The organism is Sphingomonas sp. Leaf407, from assembly GCF_001425385.1.
Classification (GTDB): Bacteria; Pseudomonadota; Alphaproteobacteria; order Sphingomonadales; family Sphingomonadaceae; genus Sphingomonas.
This window is the reverse complement of record NZ_LMQO01000007.1, coordinates 1-20,311: the sequence shown is the minus strand read 5'-3', so window position 1 is coordinate 20,311 and position 20,311 is coordinate 1. Positions and strand designations below refer to the sequence as shown.

General features: G+C 62.5%; 16 protein-coding genes and 1 pseudogene. 4 read left to right on the top strand and 13 right to left on the bottom strand.

Annotated features, from left to right (window positions below):
• Window positions 1–123 precede the first annotated feature (123 nt).
• Both ASG37_RS16525 and ASG37_RS16520 read left to right on the top strand, forming a co-directional pair.
• A complete protein-coding gene (locus ASG37_RS16525; protein WP_082448633.1) occupies window positions 124–1,719 on the top strand; it encodes a right-handed parallel beta-helix repeat-containing protein in 1,596 nt (531 codons plus the stop codon).
• A complete protein-coding gene (locus ASG37_RS16520; protein ID WP_055763017.1) occupies window positions 1,716–3,287 on the top strand; it encodes a hypothetical protein in 1,572 nt (523 codons plus the stop codon). The genes ASG37_RS16525 and ASG37_RS16520 overlap by 4 nt, the downstream gene beginning before the upstream one ends.
• Before the next feature lie 250 nt (window positions 3,288–3,537).
• On the opposite strand, the gene ASG37_RS16515 is transcribed toward ASG37_RS16520, so the two are convergent.
• From ASG37_RS16515 to ASG37_RS16470, 10 genes are all read right to left on the bottom strand, one after another.
• Window positions 3,538–4,749 carry a hypothetical protein gene (locus tag ASG37_RS16515; RefSeq protein WP_156349273.1) on the bottom strand — a complete coding sequence of 404 codons (1,212 nt, stop codon included), beginning with the start codon at window positions 4,747–4,749 and terminating at the stop codon, window positions 3,538–3,540.
• A 15-nt stretch (window positions 4,750–4,764) separates the two neighbouring features.
• Window positions 4,765–6,897, bottom strand: a complete 2,133-nt coding sequence (locus ASG37_RS16510; protein ID WP_235525326.1) for a GumC family protein — start codon at window positions 6,895–6,897, stop codon at window positions 4,765–4,767.
• 102 nt (window positions 6,898–6,999) lie between these two features.
• The gene (locus ASG37_RS16505; protein ID WP_200909859.1) at window positions 7,000–7,617 is read right to left on the bottom strand and encodes a polysaccharide biosynthesis/export family protein; all 618 of its coding nucleotides are present in this window, start codon (window positions 7,615–7,617) and stop codon (window positions 7,000–7,002) included.
• An 89-nt stretch (window positions 7,618–7,706) separates the two neighbouring features.
• The gene (locus ASG37_RS16500; RefSeq protein WP_082448631.1) at window positions 7,707–9,209 is read right to left on the bottom strand and encodes an O-antigen ligase family protein; all 1,503 of its coding nucleotides are present in this window, start codon (window positions 9,207–9,209) and stop codon (window positions 7,707–7,709) included.
• A 55-nt stretch (window positions 9,210–9,264) separates the two neighbouring features.
• Window positions 9,265–10,104: a GDP-mannose 4,6-dehydratase gene (locus ASG37_RS16495; protein WP_055763003.1), complete on the bottom strand. Its 840-nt coding sequence runs from the start codon at window positions 10,102–10,104 to the stop codon at window positions 9,265–9,267.
• Complete coding sequence (gmd, locus tag ASG37_RS16490) at window positions 10,104–11,141, bottom strand: GDP-mannose 4,6-dehydratase (protein WP_055763000.1); 1,038 nt, start codon at window positions 11,139–11,141, stop codon at window positions 10,104–10,106. The genes ASG37_RS16495 and gmd overlap by 1 nt, the downstream gene beginning before the upstream one ends.
• Before the next feature lie 74 nt (window positions 11,142–11,215).
• Complete coding sequence (locus tag ASG37_RS16485; RefSeq protein ID WP_156349271.1) at window positions 11,216–11,668, bottom strand: hypothetical protein; 453 nt, start codon at window positions 11,666–11,668, stop codon at window positions 11,216–11,218.
• 73 nt (window positions 11,669–11,741) lie between these two features.
• The gene (locus tag ASG37_RS16480) at window positions 11,742–12,878 is read right to left on the bottom strand and encodes a glycosyltransferase (RefSeq protein ID WP_055762993.1); all 1,137 of its coding nucleotides are present in this window, start codon (window positions 12,876–12,878) and stop codon (window positions 11,742–11,744) included.
• Window positions 12,879–12,924: 46 nt separating this feature from the next.
• Entirely contained in the window at window positions 12,925–13,419 is a 495-nt protein-coding gene (locus tag ASG37_RS16475; RefSeq protein ID WP_162233487.1) for an acyltransferase, read from the bottom strand.
• 83 nt (window positions 13,420–13,502) lie between these two features.
• Entirely contained in the window at window positions 13,503–14,597 is a 1,095-nt protein-coding gene (locus tag ASG37_RS16470; RefSeq protein WP_162233486.1) for a glycosyltransferase, read from the bottom strand.
• Between the two features lie 249 nt (window positions 14,598–14,846).
• Here ASG37_RS16470 and ASG37_RS16465 point away from each other — a divergent pair, with 249 nt between their 5' ends.
• Window positions 14,847–15,944, top strand: coding sequence for a glycosyltransferase (locus tag ASG37_RS16465; RefSeq protein WP_082448627.1), 1,098 nt, complete (start codon window positions 14,847–14,849; stop codon window positions 15,942–15,944).
• Window positions 15,922–17,061 carry a hypothetical protein gene (locus ASG37_RS16460; RefSeq protein ID WP_156349270.1) on the top strand — a complete coding sequence of 380 codons (1,140 nt, stop codon included), beginning with the start codon at window positions 15,922–15,924 and terminating at the stop codon, window positions 17,059–17,061. Before ASG37_RS16465 ends, ASG37_RS16460 begins: the two co-directional genes overlap by 23 nt.
• Before the next feature lie 165 nt (window positions 17,062–17,226).
• Here ASG37_RS16460 and ASG37_RS16455 read toward each other — a convergent pair whose 3' ends face one another.
• The 3 genes and pseudogenes from ASG37_RS16455 to ASG37_RS17765 form a co-directional block, all read right to left on the bottom strand.
• Window positions 17,227–18,585, bottom strand: coding sequence for an exopolysaccharide biosynthesis polyprenyl glycosylphosphotransferase (locus tag ASG37_RS16455; protein ID WP_082448625.1), 1,359 nt, complete (start codon window positions 18,583–18,585; stop codon window positions 17,227–17,229).
• Between the two features lie 229 nt (window positions 18,586–18,814).
• Window positions 18,815–19,921 carry an acyltransferase family protein gene (locus tag ASG37_RS16450; RefSeq protein WP_055762978.1) on the bottom strand — a complete coding sequence of 369 codons (1,107 nt, stop codon included), beginning with the start codon at window positions 19,919–19,921 and terminating at the stop codon, window positions 18,815–18,817.
• Between the two features lie 270 nt (window positions 19,922–20,191).
• Window positions 20,192–20,311: pseudogene (locus tag ASG37_RS17765) on the bottom strand (UTP--glucose-1-phosphate uridylyltransferase); the annotation flags it as partial.

Here is a 20,311-nt window from a genome sequence, read left to right as displayed (position 1 = left end):
TAAAAGATCGTTCCTCATAACATATTAGACGGCGCGGACAATTTGCTTCTTGAGCAGATTCCGTCCACGCGCATCCCGCGCGACACTCCTGATAAATTGCGCCTGTATGTCGGAGGCTTGCTCATGAACGAACTGACGAGGCGTCACCTACTTCGCAAGGGGGTAGCCGTTGGAGGGGTGGCGTTGGGGGTTGTTGGTTGCGATGCGGGTATTCAAGCAGCGCCATCGCCGTCCGCTATGTCAGGGGTCTCGCCTGTTGCCTATGGCGCTGATCCGTCAGGGAAAAGTGATGCGACCGCGGCGCTGCGGCGCTGGGTGGCGGCAGGGGGTGATCTGACGTTGCCTGCGGGCAGTCACTTTGCCGTGTCGGATACCATCGTCCTCGAGCGTGCCGGAAGCTGGATCAGCGGGCGGGGAACCCTGGTCGCGCAGGCCGGGCTGGCGGGCAAGCCGCTGCTGGTCATCAGAACCGATGACTGCATCGTCGAGGGTATCATTCTCGAAAATCCGGATCAGTTGCGGACGACCGCCGGTGAACCGACCTACGGTATCCTGATCCGCGGCAACCGCAACCGGATCGAAGGCTGCATCGTCCGCGATTTCCAGATGTGCCTCGCCACCGACGCCACCGGCGAATTCTACGACAACAGCTTCCTATCCAACCATTGCCGGGTGCTGGGCGCTGGCGACGACAGCAAAGGCCAAGGAGAAAATCGCGGCGACGGCATCACCGACTGGGGTGCCCGCGCCAAGATCATCGGCAATACCATCGAGGCGGCCCCGGGCCGGGGTGGGCGCAACGATTGCCGGATCGGCATCCATGTCGAGGGGCTGGGGTCCTATGCGCGGAACCGTGGCGGAGCGGACGTGGACACCGGATCGGAGATCATCGGCAACATTGTCACCCCCTCGCCCGACGGCACCGGCCGGTTCCGGCGCTGCTATTCGATCGAAGGGGTCGCCCATGCCCGCCTGATCGGCAATTACGGCCGGGGCTGGACCTGGAACGGCGTATGGCTGGTCGGATCGAGCAACGGATCGATCGTCTCCGACAATATCCTGCACCAAGATCTGCGACGTCCGACTGACGATGGCGCCGCGTGGAAGCCGTTGCGCGCGGCCATCCTTGTCTATGCCAACGACGGGGTTTCGCTTCGTGACGTACAGATACGAGGCAATATGATCGAACTGGCCAACGGATCGCAGGACAACGGCATCCGGGTGCAGTCCGCGCGTGGCCGGATCGAGAACGTGATGGTCGCTGCCAACACCTGCACCGCTATTGCCGCAGCGGGCGACGACACGTCGGGTATTCTGGTCGTCGAGGTCGACGATGTGCAGATCACCGGCAATCGCGTGAAAGGGGGATGGAACAACGGCGTACGCCTGCTATCGAGCCAACACATATCGATCGATGGATGCACCATATCGGGCACACGGGGGTTCGCGATCGCCGCGCAGGCGACCCGCATTCGCCTGCGCATCACCCGTAACACCATCGTCGACTGCGGCCAGGGGATCGAGGCCGTCGGCAACGCGGGCAGCGTGATCGACGCCAATCAGATCACCGGCATCAAGGAATATGGCATGTCATTCTCCGCTGGCGATCGTTCTATCGTGGTCGGCAACATCTTTCAGGGCAATGCAGGGCGCGTAGCGCGATTTGGCGATAATCCGGGTCTGTCGTTCAGCGCGAATATCGGGTTGACTGGGTTGTGACCGAGCCCGCCCCTAGCCGGAATCAGGCCGGCCTGTTGGCATCGAACGCCGCGTGGAACCTCGCGCGCTACGTCATCAACTGGCTGGTCCTGCTGGCGGTACCACCGTTCCTCATCCATCGGCTGCCACGCGACGTGTACGCGACGTGGATACTGCTGCTCCAGATCGCCACTTACTATGCGATGATCGACATCAACCTGCAGACAGCGGTGTCGCGGTTCGTGGCGCAGGCGGTGGCGAACGGTTGCGATGCGTTACGGATGACGTTATCGAGCATCGTCGCCCTGCTCGGTGGACTGGCAGTCGTCGTCCTAGTTTGTGGTATCCTAGCTGCGACGTTCCTCGACCGCATCTTCCCGGCGATCCCGGTGTGGCTGCTGCCCGATGCCCGTATCGCCGCGTTGCTGATCGTCGGGGCGCTGTTCGTGACGTTGCCGTTCACCGCGTTGGTTGGGGCCTTTCTCGGTTTCCAGCGCAACCGGACGATCACGATTGCCATCGTGGTGTCGAAGCTGGCCAGCGGGGTGGCGATGATCGTCGCGGTGCGCTTGGGCGGATCGCTGATCAGCCTTGCGGTTTGCTTTGCGGTGACGACGCTGCTCGCGCCAATCGTCTACGTCCTTTCGTGGCGGCGGGCTGAAGAGCGCGTGCCATTGTCAGCCAAGAGCGTGGAACGCAGGACGATTCGCGAATTTCTAAGCTATTCGACCTCGATCGGACTGATCGCACTTTCGAGCATGCTCGTCTCGGGGTTCGCGCTACCGATCATGAGCATATTCGATTTCAGCGGAGTGACCGCTTATTCGCTGGCGCTGGTCTATGGTAATATGCTGCTGATTCCGCAGGCGGCGATCCTGACGGTGGTGCTGCCCATGTTGTCGCGGCAGAGCATGGCGGCCGATGCTGCCGGCATGGGGCGTGCGTTGCTGCGCTTTGCCCGTCTGTCGGGGATGTCGCTGGTCGCGTTTACTGCCGGGTTGCTGGTGGCTGGCCCGCCATTCTTGCGGCTGTGGATCGGTACGGATCTGGGGGCACAGGTTCTGCCGTCCGCGATTCTGTTGGTGCTGGCACAGTTCGTCGCGCTGAGCACGCACCCCTATCGTATCGCGGTACTGAGCGTGGGCCAGCAGATACGGACCGTACCCACCCTGTTGTTCGAGGGGGTATGGAGCATCGCCCTGGCACTGGTGCTCGTTCGTCAGTGGGGCGGCACCGGGGTTGCGGCGGCGACGCTGTTGGGAGCGTTGGCCGGTCTGTTCGCGCAGCTTTTCTACAGCATGCCTCGCACCGATGCGATCGTTGCATCGCGAAGGGGATATGCACGCGCGGCATTCGCGCTGCCGCTGGTTTCGATCCTGCCCGCACTCGCTGTACTTGGTCTGACCTGGGAGCGGGATATCTCGCTGCCCGTCTGGGTGATCCTGATCGCATTGGGCGTTGCCCCGTCGGTTGGCATCGCATGGCTGATCAATCTCGATACCGCAGACCGGCGAATGATCTGGGATATGATCGTCGCGCGACTACCCTATCTCCGCAATAGGCGCGCACGACACAACGCCGACGGTTGAACCGGTCGCCCATCGACTGCGGCTCGATCGAGGCAGGAATGCTCCCAGGTGCGCTGATGTCGAGGAGCCGAGCTTCTTCGACAAGAGACGCTTCCTCGACACGAAAACCGCCAGGATCGCGTTATTCGATAGAAAAGGCAGCGTGTCGAACGGTATGTCCCCGCAGGACATTCGTGCCGCCGCCCATGGCGCATGGGATGTGCCATGGCCGCGCTTGACCCCAATGAAGCGTCCCCTTGCCCGGCGACGATCACTGCCGGGTCAGGGAAACATCCTGGATCAGATAATCGTCCGGCGGGCCATCGAGTGCGCCTGACGCCTCGAACGACAGCCATGCCGCATCGCATCCCGCCGGGACCGTGACCGTTCCGGTAACGATGCCGTTCGCATCGCGCGGCCGATCGAACAGACGGGTGCCGCCGGTGCAGGTCAGCCGGAGTGCGACCTTGCTGTTCTCTTCGGTTTCGCCGGCGACCCGCGCCCGCAGCGCATAGCTGCCCGGTTCAACCAGCACGAGTTGCCGTGCCAGCGTTCCGCTGGCCCCCGCCGCGATGCTCACGCGCATGCGGTAGCCCTGCTTCTCATCGGGTTCGCGGCTTGCCACCAGACCATTGTCGGTCGCCATCCACCAGTCGAACGGGCGGAGCCCGGCATCCCTGGCGAAGTTGCCGTTATTGACCCGGTTGGCCGTTGTGATTGGTTGCCCCCCCATCCGCTGGTACAAGGCATAGGCCTTGCGGGCACTGCCCAGTTCGACCATCCGGGCAAGGCCGTTGCCGATCAGCCGGCGATCGAATTCGACATTGGGTGACAGGCCGAGGGCAGGAAGCAGGATCGCAATGGTTTCCGGGTTTCCGCCTTCGACGACAAGCCGGTCGGCGAACGCATAGCGCCACGACGGACGAGCAGCGAGCAGCCCGGTCAACGACCGGGCGATAGTCGGTTCGTTCACCGCGGCAACCATGATCGGCAGCAACAGTCCACGCGAATCGGGTGATGTGCGCAGTGCCCGGTCGTAATGGATCAGCGCCTGATCGATCCGGCCTTGCTGAACGCTGGTTTCGATCAGCCAGAGTTGCGTTTGCAGGTCGTGACGGGTCAATGCCTCGCCATAGCGCATCAGCCGTTGCGCCCGGTCCAGGCCATTGGGGCGTTGCGCGGCGGCCAGCGCCAGCGACCGGGCGGCGACGGGGGACAGGGCCTGTCGGTCGAGCGATGCCGATGCCGCGGCGCGGACCTCGGCAATATTGCGCGGGAAGGCCGGATCGGTAATCAGCGCGGCGCTGCGCGCGGCGGCGGCCCTCGCCGACCATGGCCACCAGCGCAGGACCTGTTCGGGCCGACTGCGTGCCGCGATGCCATCCAGCGATATCGCCAGCGACAGCCACAGCAGCGGTACCCCTAGGATGAGGATCGAAACGATCCGCCACCAGGGGAGGCGTGCCGTCAGACTAGGCTGCACCACTGGCGTCCAGGATCATGCGGTCTGTTCGCCATAATTGTAGCTATAGTCATAGCCATAGCTGGCGGCGGTTCCGCGCTGATCATATTTGGTCAGTACCGCGCCCAAGACATGCGTCTGGGACGTGAGCAAGCGATCGAGAGCGACCCGGGCGATGGTACGCCGCGTCGCCTGCATGTCGACGACGAAGACCGTGCCTTCGGTAGCGCTGCCGATCAGCGGCGCGTCGGCCAGCCCCATGACCGGGGGCGCGTCGACGACGATATGATCGAAGCTTGTCCCCAGCTTTGACAGCAGTTCGCCGAGGCGATTGCCAGTCAGCAGTTCGGCGGCGCTCGGCGGCTTGGGACCGGCGGTCATGATCCACAGGCCGGCAACGTCGGTCGGCCTCCACAGCGTTTCGATCCGGTCGTCGCCCGACAGGTAATTGCTCAGCCCGACGCGGTTTTCGGCATCGAACAAGTGATGGACCGATGGCGAGCGCATGTCGCCATCGATCAGCAATACCCGGCGCCCCGAACGGGCAAGGGCACGGGCCAGCGCGTCGCTGGTCGTCGACTTGCCTTCGGCGGGCCGCGAACTGGTGACGGACAAGGTCTTGGGAACGCCGTGCGAGGTGGAAAAGGCAAGGCTGGTCTGCAGCGACAGATAGGCTTCGGACAGGACCGATTTGGGGTCGCGCAGGGCCTCATGCGCATTGCCGTCACGCAGTTTCGGAATCGTCCCGAACAGCGGAATATCGAGCAATGCGGTGATATCCGCCGGGTTGCGCAGCCGGTCGTCGACCTGTTCGATGATGACCGCGACAATCGCGCCCAACGCCAGACCGACCAGCAATGCCGTCGCTAGGTTCAGCAGCGGTCGCGGGCTCGACGGCCGGATGGGCAGTTCGGCCTCGTCGACCACCGAGATGTTGTTGACGCCGACGCCGCCGGCGACGCCGATTTCCTTGTAGCGCTGCAACAGCGCATCGTAGAGCTGGCGGTTGGTATCCGCGTCGCGCTGGAAGATGTTGTACTGGATGCTGCGGCGCCGGAAGTTCAGAACGCTCTGTTCAAGTTCCTTGACGCGGCTGCGCAGTTCGTTCTCGCGCGTGGTTGCCGCATCGTACACGCTGCGCAGCGATCCGCCGACCCGGCCTTCCTCACGCGCGATCGTCTGGTCGATCAGCGCGATCTGGCGGCGCAGCGCCACGGCGGGAGGATATTGCGGTTCGAACTGAACCATCAGCTTGGCATATTCGGACGACAGCGAAGCACGTTGCGTCCGCAGCTGCGTGATGGTGGTGTTCTGAAGCGCTTCGGCGCTCTGCCCGCCGGTGCTGCTGTTCAGGCGGCTGCCTGCGCGGATGCGGTCGGCCGTCGCTTGTGCCAACTCGCGGTTGAGCGTGCTCAGATCGTCGACAACCAGTGGCCGTTCCGTCGTGGTACCGTTCGCGCTGGTTTCGCCGGGCAGGTTGACGATCGATTCACGCGCCGCATAGTCGACCAGCTTGCGTTCGGATTCATCAATGCGGACGCGCAGCTGCGCCAGACGCTGTTCAAGGAAGCGACGGGCATAGGCGGTCGTGTCGAACCGGCGCGCCAGCGTCTGCTGGATGAACTGCGCACCCCACGCATCGACCACCTTCTTGGAGAAGGCGGCGTCGGGTGCGGAGAAGCTGATGCGCACGAGCCGCGAGAGACGTTCCGGCGTGATCTGGATGCGGTCGAGCAGGATCGCCGATGCGGCCCGGATACGCTGGTCGCGCGTTGACGCTGCCGCCACGGGGCGGCCATTGGCAAACCATTCCTTCGACTGCCCGCTGCCGAACGTTTCGAAGAACGTCGCGTCGTCGGCCAGGCGCAGCTGGTTGACGACCCGTTCCGCCAGGGACTTCGATTCCAGCAGCCCGTACTGGGTCTGATAGAATTCGGTATCCATGCTGGCATTGTCGTTGCTGTCGGCACCCTTCACCATCGTGAAGTTGCGCGTCTCGCGCTGGATTTCGATAACCGACGTCGCCGTATATTGCGGCGTCGCCAGCAACGTCACCACGATGCCGACGATGAGGGCAATGCCGATCGCGGCTGCAATCAACCACTTGCGGCGACGCAGGATATTCCACCCTTGCGTCAGCAGCGACAATCCCTGGGGCCGTGCGGTCACTTTCTGCGAAGTAGGAAGCCAGCGCGCGGCGTTTTCCGGTGAATTGTCGACACCGCCCGGCATCGATCCTGTCATTGTCATCGAGTTACAAAGCCCCGGCGGTTAGTTCAACAAAGCGATGAGCGGAACGCTCAACAGCGGCGCGGCGGTTATAACATCCCGGAAGATACGGCGCCCGCGGGATTCGCCAATCTCGATCACGTCGTTGGCGTAGATTTCGGGATCGGGATACATTCCCTGACGGATGGCGCGCAGATCATACAGCGCAGCCATGTCGCGGTTGTTGACCCGGCGATAGACGACGACTTCCTTTTCGCGTCCGAATTCGCTCACGCCCTCGGCCCGGGCGATCGCCCGCAACAGCGTCATGCGCGCCGTCACGGGATATATACCCGGCGCACCGACCGCACCGCCGACCGACACCGTCTGCGAAACCGTATCGGTCAGGTTCACGGTCACCCGCGGATCGCGAATATACTGCCGCCGCAACGACGCGGCATATTCCGCCGCCACCTGTGCCGGGGCCTTACCCGCCGCCTGAATCGATCCGACCAGCGGCAGCGCAATCTGGCCGCTGGCATCGACCTGCACCGTCCGGCTGAATTCTGGCAAGCCATAGACCTCGACCGAAATCTGATCGAGCGGCCCAAGGACGAACGGCCGCGATGGCGCGATCAGATCGATGGTGGTGGGCGGCGGCAATTGTCCAGGTTCAGCCATCACCAGATCGGTGCGCGGCGAAAAGCGTTGTGTGGCACAGCCTGACAACGCCAGCCCAGCAATGCTGGCGAACAAAAAAGCTTTGTTTTTCAATGGTTGAACTCTTGGAGCGATCCGGCCTGACCTACTTCATCTACCGGTGGAGCCCCGTGTTGTAAAGCAACGCCACCGGCCGGGCGGTATCCCGCCGATGCCAGCCATGCCGCGGACAGGGCAAAGACGAAGCCCAGCAACGGTGTCCGCAGCGGATAGTCGACGATACTGGCCAGCATCAGGATCAGCATGACGCTCCACCCCGCACGACCAAGCATCATGCCGATGCCAAGACGCGACCGGTCGCGAAAGACCTGCCATCCGCTCCATGCCCACCACGCAATACCGGCGGCGACCAGTGCGATGCCGGCGACCCCGCTGGTCATGGCAATTTCGAAGAAGTCATTGTGCGCATGGTTGTAGGTGGTCGGACGCAGCATGTCCTCGGTTTCAAAGATCCGGAAGACTGGATCGAACGATCCTAATCCGCTGCCAAAAGGCAGATAGGCTTTGATGATCGAGAGAACCTGCGGCGTAAAGCGAACGCGCAGATCGTCCGTGGCGCTGAGCGCCAGGAAACGATCGAACGCCAGCGCTCGTCCGAAGAAGACGATCAGTCCGGCAAGTGCGATGCCGGCGGCGGCAAACAGGAGCGGTACGTACCGTCCGGCAGTTCCCGTCAATTCGCGGATATCGCGCCACGGCGCGATGATCGCCGCCAAGACGATCCCCAGCCCACCCAGCGCCAATCCGGCACGCGATGCGGTGAGCAGGATCATCGGTATCAATGCGACCGCACCGATCGCCGCCATGATTAGTCTGGCGCGGGCAAACTGCAGCGTCTTTGCGGGCAGGAGCGTCCATACTCGCAACAACGGGAAGCCGATGGCGAGCAACGCGCCTTGATGATTGCGGTTCGCGAGGAAGCCGACGGCATTACCCTCGTAGGTTCGTTGGTACAGGTACAGCGGGCTGTCGGCCCCCTGGCTAGCCTGCAACGCCCCGAATACCGCGCTGGTCATGCACAATATCAAGATCGCCACGAACACCTGGATTCGCCGGTTGCGAGGTATGGCGGCCCATCCCGCCAGCGCGCAGGCCGGAGCAGTGAACCACAGCAGCGCCTGCAGCGTTAGATCGGGGGTCAGCGACAGGGGGCGCCATGGTTGCGGCAGTCCCTGTGCCGCCGCCGCTTCCACAAATAGCGAGCGTTCGGGCAGCGTCTGCCAGATGGCGGGTGGTAGGGGAATAAGCTGGACGATGCCGACCGCCAGTGCCAGCGCGAACAACAGCAAAGGCACCCGCAGCGAGCGAAGTGCTGCTTTTTCGACGAACAACAGCATTCCACCGAGGAGGAGGACGAGCAGCGGCCGGACATAGAGCAGCGAGGCCACGTCAGTCCGGTTCGATCCCCCGCCCATCGCCAAGACGACCAGTGCCGCAACGAACAGCACCACCGGTACGATGCCCGCGGTATGATCGACGGGATCGGCCGCTGTTCCACCTTGCCCGGTTCGCGACGGGGAAAGGCCGCGACGACCGGCAATTGGTTTCATCATCAATACTTCTTCCGGTTAGCCGCAGGCAGCGAAGATGCCCCGTCGCTTGTCCACGTCAGGCTTTGAGCATCCAAGCGATCGTCCGTTCCAGTGGCGGCGGCGTCCAATCCGGCACAATCGTTCGCAGCCGTTCGTTGCTGCCGACCAGACGCTGTACGTCGTTGGTCCGCACGAAGGCCGGATTGACCTCGATCCTAGGATCGTGCCCGGTGATGTCCCGCGCGATCGCGATGACTTCGCGCACCGAATGGGCCTGGCCGGTCGCAACGTTTACCGGACCGGTCACATCCGCCTCGATCAGCCCGACATACGCATCGGCTACCGCGCGAACGTCGCCAAAATCACGTTCGACATCGATGTTGCCCAGTTCGATCACCGGTTTGCGCTGCCGGAAATGATCGACGATCTTGGGGATCAGATAGCGGTTCTGCTGACCGACCCCGGTATAGTTGAACGGCCGCGCCACGATGATCGAGAGCGTGTCACGCCAGAAATCCGCACCGATCTCCATCGCCAGCTTGCTGAGCGCATAGTGATTGGCGGGCCGCGTCGGATGATCCTCCGTCACGATCCCCGATGCGTCCTGGCCGTAGACCTGCGCGCTGCTGGCGAGGAGGACGCGGCACCCGGGACAATGCCGGGCGAGCGACGCCAGTAGGTTGAAGGCACCGACCTGATTCACGGTATAGAAACCGGCAATGTCATCTGACGCCACAAAGGCATTGGCGGCGAGATGCAGCACCGCATCGGGACGCATCCCCGCAATCTCGCGGTCCAGCGCCGCCGCGTCGGTGATGTCCGCGCCGATCGCAAGCGGGGTATGCCCCGCCTGTGTCAGCGCGGCAAAGACCGGCGCCCCGGTGAAGCCACGCGCACCGGTGACGCCGATCCGCATCAGAACGACTGCCCGACCTTGTTGCGACGCAGATCGGCCTCGACCATGATCCGGCACAGTTCCTCGAGCGACGTCTCGCTGCGCCAGCCCAGTTCGGCGGTCGCCTTGGCCGGATCCCCGATCAGCAGTTCGACTTCGGCCGGACGATAGAAGCGCGGGTTGATCCGCACGAGGACCTTGCCGGTCGCCGTGTCGCGGCCGATCTCGTCTTCGGCCTGTCCGCTCCATTCGATGTCGATCCCGACCTGGCGGAACGCCAGTTCGACGAAGGCGCGAACGGTCTGCTTCTTGTTGGTTGCCAGGACGAAGGTGTCGGGAACGTCATGCTGGAGGATCAGCCGCATCCCTTCGACATAATCCTTGGCATAGCCCCAGTCGCGCTCGGCATCCATGTTGCCCAGTTCGAGGTGGCTGGTCAGGCCGAGGCTGATCTTGGCGACGGTATCGGTGATCTTGCGGGTGACGAACTCGCGTCCGCGCAGCGGGGATTCGTGGTTGAATAGGATGCCGCTGCTGCCGAAGATGCCGAAGCTCTCGCGGTAGTTGACCGTCATCCAGTGGGCGTAGAGCTTGGCGACGCCGTACGGGCTGCGCGGGTAGAACGGCGTATCCTCCTTCTGCGGCACGGCCTGTACCTGCCCGAACATTTCCGAAGTCGACGCCTGATAGAAGCGGATGTCGCGATTGACGGTGCGGATCGCTTCGAGAAGATAGGTCGCGCCGAGGCCGGTGATCACGCCGGTCGCGATCGGCTGATTGAACGACACGCCGACGAAGCTTTGCGCCGCAAGATTGTAGACTTCGGTCGCGCCGGATTGTTCGAGCAGCCGGATCGCCGATCCCATATCGGTCAGGTCATATTCGACCAGCTTCAGATTGGGATCGTTCTGGATACCCAGTTCCTCGATCCGCCAGAAGTTGACCGAGCTGGTCCGGCGATAGGTGCCATACACCGTATATCCCCGTGCCAGCAGGTTTTCCGCCAGATAAGCTCCGTCCTGTCCGCTGATACCGGTGATGATGGCGCTTTTGGTCATGATGATTCCTTGGTTTCCGGGCTGTCCGGTGATGAGATGCGGGCGGATGCCGGTCGCGACCGATCCGTCGGTCGTTATCGTTGCAGCAGTTCGACTTCTGCCGCGTTCACGCCGTTCTGATATTCGCCGAGCGCGCCGGCGAAGGCACTGATCGTGGCGCAGCCGGGCCGGACTCCGCGATCGCTGGAGAGGACGCCGTTCGTGCCCGGACGGTTCTCGGTGCCCAGACGGCCTTCCGAAACCGCGCCCAGGCTGTCCCACTCACGGGCAAACCTGCGCTGATAGGCTTGCTGCACCCGCGCGAAGCGCTGATCGATTGCCCGTATCCGTGTAATGCGTGCCTGTTCGCCGCAAATACGCTCGACCGCCACGGTCCGTCCCTGCCATGCACGGCGCATCGCACCGTCCGCCCGAACTTCGGGATAATCGGTGATACCGGATGCCGACCCGCCTATTTGCAGCAGAGCCGCTGCCAGAAACAATATTCCACCGGACACGATAATTTCCACGTCGTTATACCGGGCCACGCCTGCCCCGGATCGGCGATTTTTTCAACCACGGTGCGATTGCCGGGCGAAAAACGGGGGCAGCCGCCGCCGCCTAGCGTACCGGGGGAGCGGTTTCGATCAGCGTTTGCCATTGTTCGACGATTGCGTCGACGCGGTATTCCATCGCCCGGCGTCGCCCGGCCTCGGCGAAGGTCGATCGCAGCGCGGCATCGTCGATCAGTGTCTGGATCGCATCAGCGATACCCGCGATATCGCCGATATCGGTCAGCAGGCCGCATCCCTGCGTCAGTTCCTCGGGACCCGGGCCGCACCGTGTCGACACCAGCGCCACGCCGCAGGCCATCGCTTCGACCAGCACCATGCCAAAGCCCTCGAAGCGTGACGAGAGGACATAGATGCCCGAATCCGACAGCAACCGTTCGGCTTCCCACGTCGGGGGATGGATGACGGCACTGCCCCCTACCCCCAGGCGGTCGACCGTCTGCTGGATCAGGCCGCGTTCGGGACCTTCGCCATAGATATCCAGTCGCCAATCTCCCTTGCGTGGCACGGCAGCCCATGCGGCGACGAGATGGTCGAACGCCTTTTGCCGATGATAGCGACCAAGCGCGATTACCCGGTGCGATGGCTTCTCAGGCAATGTGTCGGGATAAAAGGATACCGGGTTGGAGATATACCCCGCGCGCGCAAATCCGGCCGTGCGGAACAGCTCCCCGTCCTGTGCGGTCAGACCAAGGAAGGCCGATACCCCGTGGCTGGCGGTGCGCAAGCGGGCGAAATCGGCAGTCTTCGACACCGAAGAATAGGAATTATGATATTGGACCAAGACCTTGGTCCCGGTCAGCAGGGCTTCGGCCGCGAGCTTGGCCATGAAGGAATCGAAGACGATCACGGCATCGGGGGCAAGATCGCGCACCTGACGGCGCAGGGCCTGCTTGGCACGGCGTTGCGCCAGCTTATTCACGCGCAAGATTCGCCGCCCCTGAAGATGCAGCGGACCGAGACGGAACCGCTGGACGAGCCGGGCGAGCGGTCCCTGGCGGAAGAGCAGGGTCCGCTCGACCTCCGGCCGGACGAAGCCGGTCGCGTCGCGCAGGAACAGCGACGTCACTACTACCCGGTATCCGACCGCCTCGAACTGATCGACCAGCGTCGCCAGCACGCGCTGCACGCCGCCCAGATCGTCGGGATCGTCGCACAGGAACAGGATGGTGCGCGGTTGCGTCATGATCGTCGGGTTCCGGGTTGCAAATGGGTCGCGGGCGATCGCGGGATCACCAGAACCAGTTCTTGTTGGCCGCCGCATCGAGACGGTAGCCGCGAACGTCTGGACGGTCGCGGATCTTGCGCGCGGGGACACCCGCGGCAAGGATCCAGGGTTCGAGATCCTTGGTAACGACCGATCCGGCGGCGACGACCGTTCCTTCGCCGATGGTCACGCCGGGCAGGACGACGACGTTGGCGCTGATCCAGCAATAATCGCCGATGACGGTCGGTGCGGAAACGAATGCGAAGTCGGGCGAGGCCCAATCGTGCTGGGCGGTCCAGATCTGGGCGCGGCTGTTGATGCTGGTATGCGCGCCGATCGTCAGTCCGCCGCGCCCGTCGAGGATCACGTCTTCGGCCAGAAACACGTCGTCGCCAATTGCGATCCGGCGGGGCACGCGAACCTGCAGGCCGTGGTTGACCGCGATACCTGCGCCGACGCGCGCGCCCAGCAGGCGCAGGCACAGGATGCGCACGATGTTGACCGGGATGATCTGCACCACGCGGTACAGGCTGGTTTCGAGCGATCCGGCGATCAGCCCGAGTTTGCGACGGAGGGGCGATTTGGCCATGGCGTGCTCCCGGGTTACGCGATGACGACCGGGGCGATTTTCGCCGACGGCTTGCCCGACGATTTCCCGGCACGCGCCGGACCGTAGAGCTGATGCACCGCGTCCTCGAACGGATCGGGCAACGTAGTCAGATGGAACAGCGCGGCCTCGTCCATCGCCAGCCCGTCGCGGACCGCCGCCTCCAGCGCGTCCATGTCGCCGCTAGGCACCACCACACCACCCAATGCCGGAATCTGGTTGACGAGACCGCCGACCGCGAAGCCGATCGAGATCGCGCCGCGCGCCGATGCCACCGGCGGTACCGCCGATTGGGTGGCACTGTGATAGGGCAACAGCGCGACCTTTGCCCGGTCCATGAACGCGATCATCTCGTCATCCGAGATATAGCGGTTCTCGACGGTGAACACGTCTGGGTTTGCGTGCATCGTGGCGAGCAGATCGTCGGGGACGTTGCCGCCGCCCGCAAGGATGAAGCGTGCCGCGCCGCGCATCCGCAGCCCTAGGTCGACGAAGTGATCGATGCCTTTGTACGGCTCCATGCGTCCGAAGAAGAGCACTTCGCGCTCCTTGCGGAATACGGCGGCCTTGGGGAATGACTTCGACATGTCGGGCAGGGGAAAGACATGGACCGGCTTGCCCGATCCATCGTCGACGACGTCCAGATGTGCCTTGTCATGGATATTGAGTTCGCTGGCGAGACGGCGTGCCACCAGACCCAGCTTGTACGTCGCCACTTCGAGCCGGGCGCAGGGGTGCGGCAACGGATCGTGGATCGTGACGAGCCCGCGCATGCCCAGCATCCGCGCGAGAAGCAGCGTCCAGAGAACCATCGGGCGATTTTCACCATTGATGACATGCACCATGTCAAAGCGCCCACGCAGCATCGTCATCGCGATCCGCAGAAAGGTAAGCGGGTTGACCTGTGCCCAAGCCACCGCCCATTTGCCGCCGCCACCCATGCGAACGATCGGGAAACGGGTGGACACGTCGACATGCGACGGGGCGATCAAGGTTACGTCGGCACCCGATGCGTCCGCTTCGTCGAGGAGGCGCTGCAGGTAAAGCCGCATCGCGATCCGGACCATTGGTGCCAGAACCAGAACTTTCATCGCCGCAATCCGTTTGAACATGAGGCGCAATGCCCCCGATGGCGGTCCTGTATCAGCCCCGATCAGTCGACGGAACCCACTTGGGGATCCTCTCGTTTACGTACTAGGTGAGATGTTGCGCCGTTCCAAAGGAGCGTCTAAAAGCCGCCAACATACGATACGTATGATATGCTGGGCTGTTGTATGATCGCTAGGCCTGCGATCCTGCGGGTGCGGTACTATTGAAGACGAGACGTTCTGGAAGACCGCATGCGAATCCTACATATCGCGGAAACCATCAAAGGTGGTATCGCTTCACATCTTGATGAAATTTTGCCTGCGCAAATGCGGCAATACGGTAGCGAGAACATAATCTTGCTGGGTCCGGAGGACCATTTCAAATATCTTGAAGCCATTCCTTCGCATGTTCTGCATCCCTTGGGCGGTGGCATCGAACGGTTAAGGAGAACGCTGCACCTGGCTCGTCGCATTCAGGAAGTGCAGGAACAGTTCAAACCCGACATCATTCACGCGCACAGCAGTCTTGCGGGTGCGGCGCTTCGCATTCCGTTGCTGGTCAGGCGCGACCGGCCGGGGATCGTCTATTGCCCCCATGGTTGGGCATTCGCGATGGATGTGAAGCCCTGGAAGCGCAAAGTCTATGCCATGCTGGAACGCTTGATGCTGCGCGTGACCGACGCGGTCGTGAACGTATCAAACAGTGAACGCGCGCTGGCCATTCGCAACGGCCTTGCAACGCAACCGATGCGGGTGGTGCATAACGGGGTGTCGCTGGAATCCCCGGTGGCGGCATCGACCACTGCAACCGGTTTCGATCCGGGTGCGATCAACCTGCTGTTCGTCGGCCGATACAGCCACCAGAAGGGGCTGGACCTGTTGCTGGCCGCGGCACGGCGCTGCACCGATGCGAATATCCTGTTTCATGTCGTAGGCGAACGGCATGAAGGCTATGATCCTACCGCAGACGGAATACCCGATAACGTCCGGCTCTATGGATGGGCGACCCGCGCCGAAGTCGCGCGTTATCTGGCCGATGCCGACGCATTGGTCATGCCGTCGCGATGGGAAGGCATGCCGATGATTGCGCTGGAGGCGATGCGGGCCTATAAACCGATCATCGCCAACGACATCGAGATCATGCGTGAGATCGTGACTCCGCCGGAGAACGGATTGTTGGTAGAGGCCGAAAACATCGACCGTTTCGCCGAAACCCTCCTCAAGCTCGACAAGGCTGAGCTGGCGCGGATGGGACAGCGTGCGCGCGCCATCTTCGAGACCCGCTTCACGTCCACGGCGCAGATCGCCGGTCTCGACGCGCTCTACCGTGAAATACGCGATGTTGCCTGAAACATCCGACCCGTCCGTCCTGCTGCCGCTCGATCCGGTTGTCGAGGCGCGACGTCGATCGCTGCGCAACCTTGCGATCGCCGTGATGTTCGCGATGCTGCTGGTCGCGCTCGTCATCGTCCCGATCCTGTTGCCCACGCAGGGCAACGACGCCGAAACCGTCGCATCCTTGTCGACCAGTGCCGACACGGCGGACTCCTTCGACGGTTATGCCGTCATGTCGCTGATCTACGCCTATACCAATAAGGCCACGCAGTTCGTGATCCTGCTGGGGTTCGGTGCGACGCTGATCGGCATGTTCCTGTGGTGGCTGCGTGTTCCACGGATGCTGGCGATCGGGTGCTTCTGCCTGCTGTCCCCGATTTTCCTGTATCTGACCTTCTTCATCAAAGACACGTTCACGACCCCGGTAGCGATCGCCACCACGCTGATCCTACTATCGCAACGTATTCCGGCGCTGGTCAAGGCAGCGGCGGTCGGCGCGGTATATATCGGCTATGCCTTCGTCTTCCGGCAATATTATCTGATCATCATCGCCTTGTGGTTCGGCATCCTGCTGTTCCTCAAGGCATCATGGGGCTGGCGGGCGGTTCTGATTACCCTAGTTCCACTGGTGATGCTTGCCGTGCCGAAGGAACTCTATGACACGCTGCAGATGCAGCGCGACGTCGTGAACATCACGCGCGCGGGATTTGCGGGAGCGGGCAACCGTACGGCCTTCCTTAATCTGGTCGAGCCCGACGGACTGGGCACCTTCGTCATCAACTTCCTGTATGCCGCAGTCCGGTTGAACCTACCTTTCTTCGGTGCCGGTCCCAAGGAAGTCTATCTGTTCGCTAATCTGTGCATCTATGCGTGGTTGATGATCACCGGATTGCGCAGCGGCAATCCACGGATCAGTTGGCCGGCAGGCCTGTTCCTTGCTCATGTACTGGTGCTAACGATTTTCGAACCCGATCTGGGTAGCTATCTGCGCCACGTTAGCACCGCCTTGCTATTGCTGGCCCCCAGTCTGGTAATGCACGATCGTCTGTTCCAGCAGGAAGAACGTCGCCCCCTGCCCTTGCCATCGTGGCGGAGCCGCTGGTCACAGCACAGGGAAGCATCGATACGGTAGCGTTGGCCAAGACGTGCCCGCCTGCGGCACGGCCTAGCACCCTTTACGACGATAGCGCGGCGGGTTCGCCGACCCGCTGCCGGTTCATCGGGACGAGGCGCCTTCCCCGGCCGCGAGAGGCGACATATGCCGGCCAGGTATCGGCAACCCACCCCCTCGGAAACGCTAATAGGCGTTGCGGTGGAACAGGACCCGGAACGTCAGCAGAATAATCTTGATATCGTACCAGATCGACCAGTGTTCGAGATATTCGAGATCGGCGTGAAGCCGGTTGCGCAGATCGTCCTCGATCACGGTGGCACCGCGATATCCGCGAACCTGGGCCAGACCGGTCAGTCCCGGCTTGACCACATGGCGATGCCAGTAGCGGCCGTCGACTTCCCAGAACAATTTGTCGGCGGCACGCGATCCCAGCGCATGCGGACGTGGCCCGACGATGCTCATGTCGCCTTTCAGCACGTTGAAGAGTTGCGGCAGCTCGTCGATGCTGGTCCGGCGTAGGATCCCGCCGATCCGGGTGATGCGGTCGTCATCCCGCGATGCCGAACGATGGCCGGCGCCATCGCTCTGCTCGACCCGCATGCTGCGGAACTTCCAGATGCGAAACATCTCGTTGTTGCGGCCGATGCGGACCTGCTTGAAGAATACCGGTCCCTTCGTGTCCAGCTTGATGAGGATCGCGATCATCGCCAGCAACGGAGCCAGCGCCACGATCACGCCCCCGGCGACCGTCGTGTCGAACGCCCGCTTGAGGAAGCGGTCGAACAAGCCGAGCGGGCCGACCGCGATCGTCACGGTAGGACTGTCGTCGCAGGACGACACCCCCAGCGGATTGAGCGGGGCCAGTTCGGGTACGAAGATCTCGCTCTGTACGTTAGCGCCCTTCAGCGCGTTCGCCCAGGCGATCCGGCGTTCGGGAGCACAGGCGACGATTACCCGGTCGGCACTGCCGATGACGCGGGCAAGGCGATCGTACATCGCCGGGTCGTGGCTCGCGGGATCGAGTTCGCTGTCAGACGTCAGCACGATCGAGAAACTGCCATTGGGCATCGGCGACACGCCATCATGCAGCAGCATCACGCTGAACGGATTTCCGCCAATCAGCCGGACCATGTTGTCGATGAACGCATAGCGGGCAACGACCATCGCCATGAACGTCGCTCCGGTGCCGATCATCACCACCAGTCGGGGGAAACTGTCGCTCGCTCGCAGGCAGAAGGCGACCAGAATGACCGCACATACCGATATTAACAGCGACTGCCCGCCCTTGAACGCACCATGCCGTGCGGATTGCAACGTCTCGGTGCCGTATGCATGCAGTCCGGAAGCGGTAAAGAAATAGATCGGCGTCAAGGTGGCCAGCACGATGACCCATGCGGTTTCGCCGAGGAACATCCCGCGTAGCCATGCCGTCAGCGCGAAACCGACCACGAGGCACAAGGCATCGACCGCAAGCAGGCAGCATATGGCGCGAAAACGCAGTGTCGATGCTGGGGGTTGCCAGTGAGAAGGCTTTGATATCATATCGTTAACTCGCTTGGCGCGATGCACGACGCCGATGTTGGACGAGACGGTCGTCTCTGTCGTTCAAGGGTGGCATTCGACCGCAATCGGCGGCTCGATAGCGTCAAACAGGCCCGATTGAAATCCGGCATTACGACGCTTCTTGCGGTACCCTTGACCGCCTTACCTACCTTTTCGCGCAAGTATTCGCCTGCCCGGATCATGGAATGATCCAAGCGGCATCGCATCGTCATTTGCTTGCCGACGTCCTTTTCCAGAAAAACAGCATCGGATGCTTCATCAATGCTATCGGGCGCTGGTGCAGGATGTCGAGGATAGGACGTTCGACTAGGAGATGGACCAGAACGCCGGTCGCGAGGGAAACGATGACGGTGGCGGCAATATAACCCGCCGGGCTGACCAGCGGCAGCTTTTGCCAGATGACCGATACGATGTTGATCGCGAAAGGGTGCGATAGGTACAAGGCGTAGGATGCATCGCCGCCTAGGCGCAGCATCCGCACGCCAGCGCTGTCGCCTGCTTGTGGCCCCATGGCGGCACCCGCTACGATCAGGCTTGCCGGTATGCCGCCGACCAGCCACCGCCAAGGTGTGCTCGAAAGACCGGTGTCACTGGCGAGCCATAGCAGCGTAACCCCGACAACCATCATGAGTACCGCTGTTGCCCCGCCGATCCTCCATCCGCGCTGCAAGCCCAAGCCGACGATCATGCCGAACAGGAATTCGAGAATGATCGGACCGCTCCAGAAGCGGAGCGCGTCGGGCGCATCGGCGGGCAGGACCTGTCCGGCAAGGACCAGCAAGGTGAAGCTGGCGAAGATGGTCACCAGCCCCGTTCGACGCGGCAGCAGAAGCGCAAGGCCGAATGCCACGTAGAAAAACATCTCGTAATTGAGCGTCCAGCCAACCCCCAGTATCGGTTGGATCAATCCTTTCATGTCCTGCATCGGCCAGAACAGGAGCGATGCGACGATCTGCCCGCCCCCGCTTTGCGAATGTGCCACGCGCCCCGGCAAGAACCACATCGCCACCAACATCAGCATGGTGAAGATCCAGTATAGGGGTACGATCCGTACAAGGCGCCGCGTCAGGAAATGGCGGACGCTGGCGACAGACCCGAAACTGTTGCCGGAGGTGAGGACCATGATGAGCCCCGAGATCACGAAAAACACATCGACCCCAAGGCTGCCATCAAAGCGGAACCAGGGGCGATAGTCCTGCCATCCGGCAATTGCCGTCTGGATTAATTCGTGATCGGCGTGATGCACTACCACCAGCAATGCGGCCAGTAAGCGCGCGATCTGGACGTTGACGAGAAGACGGGGCGTTTTGGTCACATTAGTTTCCGGCTCAGATCCATCCGGTACCTGTCAGCCGATCCGGAAGCCCGGGCCTAGCGAAAGGAACGGGTAACATCAACCAACGGGACATGGTCAGTTCGTCCGGCGATTGTCCCGGCCCAGCGAGCAAAGGTGGCCACCCCATTGAATTGCGTGCCTGACCCCGCCGTTCGCCAATGTGATATTCTTTGCTTTCAAAATAGCCATGTCATCGAAAGCAGGCGCGTCCACCAACTCGAGTGCCTGACAAGTAACTTTGGCCGAATTTTATAGCGCCAATGCTTCTTTCGCAAACGCCCGCACCGCCGGGCCGATGTCGGCACGCGCCAGCGCCAGTGCGATGTTCGCCTGGACCCAGCCCGCCTTGTCGCCGCAGTCGTAGCGCTT

What these genes read in the sequence shown, in the direction of transcription:
- ASG37_RS16525 (WP_082448633.1), top strand. Translation starts at nt 124, where the DNA reads ATGAACGAACTGACGAGGCGTCACCTACTTCGCAAGGGGGTAGCCGTT.
- ASG37_RS16505 (WP_200909859.1), bottom strand. Translation starts at nt 7,617, where the DNA reads ATGGCTGAACCTGGACAATTGCCGCCGCCCACCACCATCGATCTGATC.
- ASG37_RS16500 (WP_082448631.1), bottom strand. Translation starts at nt 9,209, where the DNA reads ATGATGAAACCAATTGCCGGTCGTCGCGGCCTTTCCCCGTCGCGAACC.
- ASG37_RS16495 (WP_055763003.1), bottom strand. Translation starts at nt 10,104, where the DNA reads ATGCGGATCGGCGTCACCGGTGCGCGTGGCTTCACCGGGGCGCCGGTC.
- gmd (WP_055763000.1), bottom strand. Translation starts at nt 11,141, where the DNA reads ATGACCAAAAGCGCCATCATCACCGGTATCAGCGGACAGGACGGAGCT.
- ASG37_RS16480 (WP_055762993.1), bottom strand. Translation starts at nt 12,878, where the DNA reads ATGACGCAACCGCGCACCATCCTGTTCCTGTGCGACGATCCCGACGAT.
- ASG37_RS16470 (WP_162233486.1), bottom strand. Translation starts at nt 14,597, where the DNA reads ATGAAAGTTCTGGTTCTGGCACCAATGGTCCGGATCGCGATGCGGCTT.
- ASG37_RS16465 (WP_082448627.1), top strand. Translation starts at nt 14,847, where the DNA reads ATGCGAATCCTACATATCGCGGAAACCATCAAAGGTGGTATCGCTTCA.
- ASG37_RS16455 (WP_082448625.1), bottom strand. Translation starts at nt 18,585, where the DNA reads ATGATATCAAAGCCTTCTCACTGGCAACCCCCAGCATCGACACTGCGT.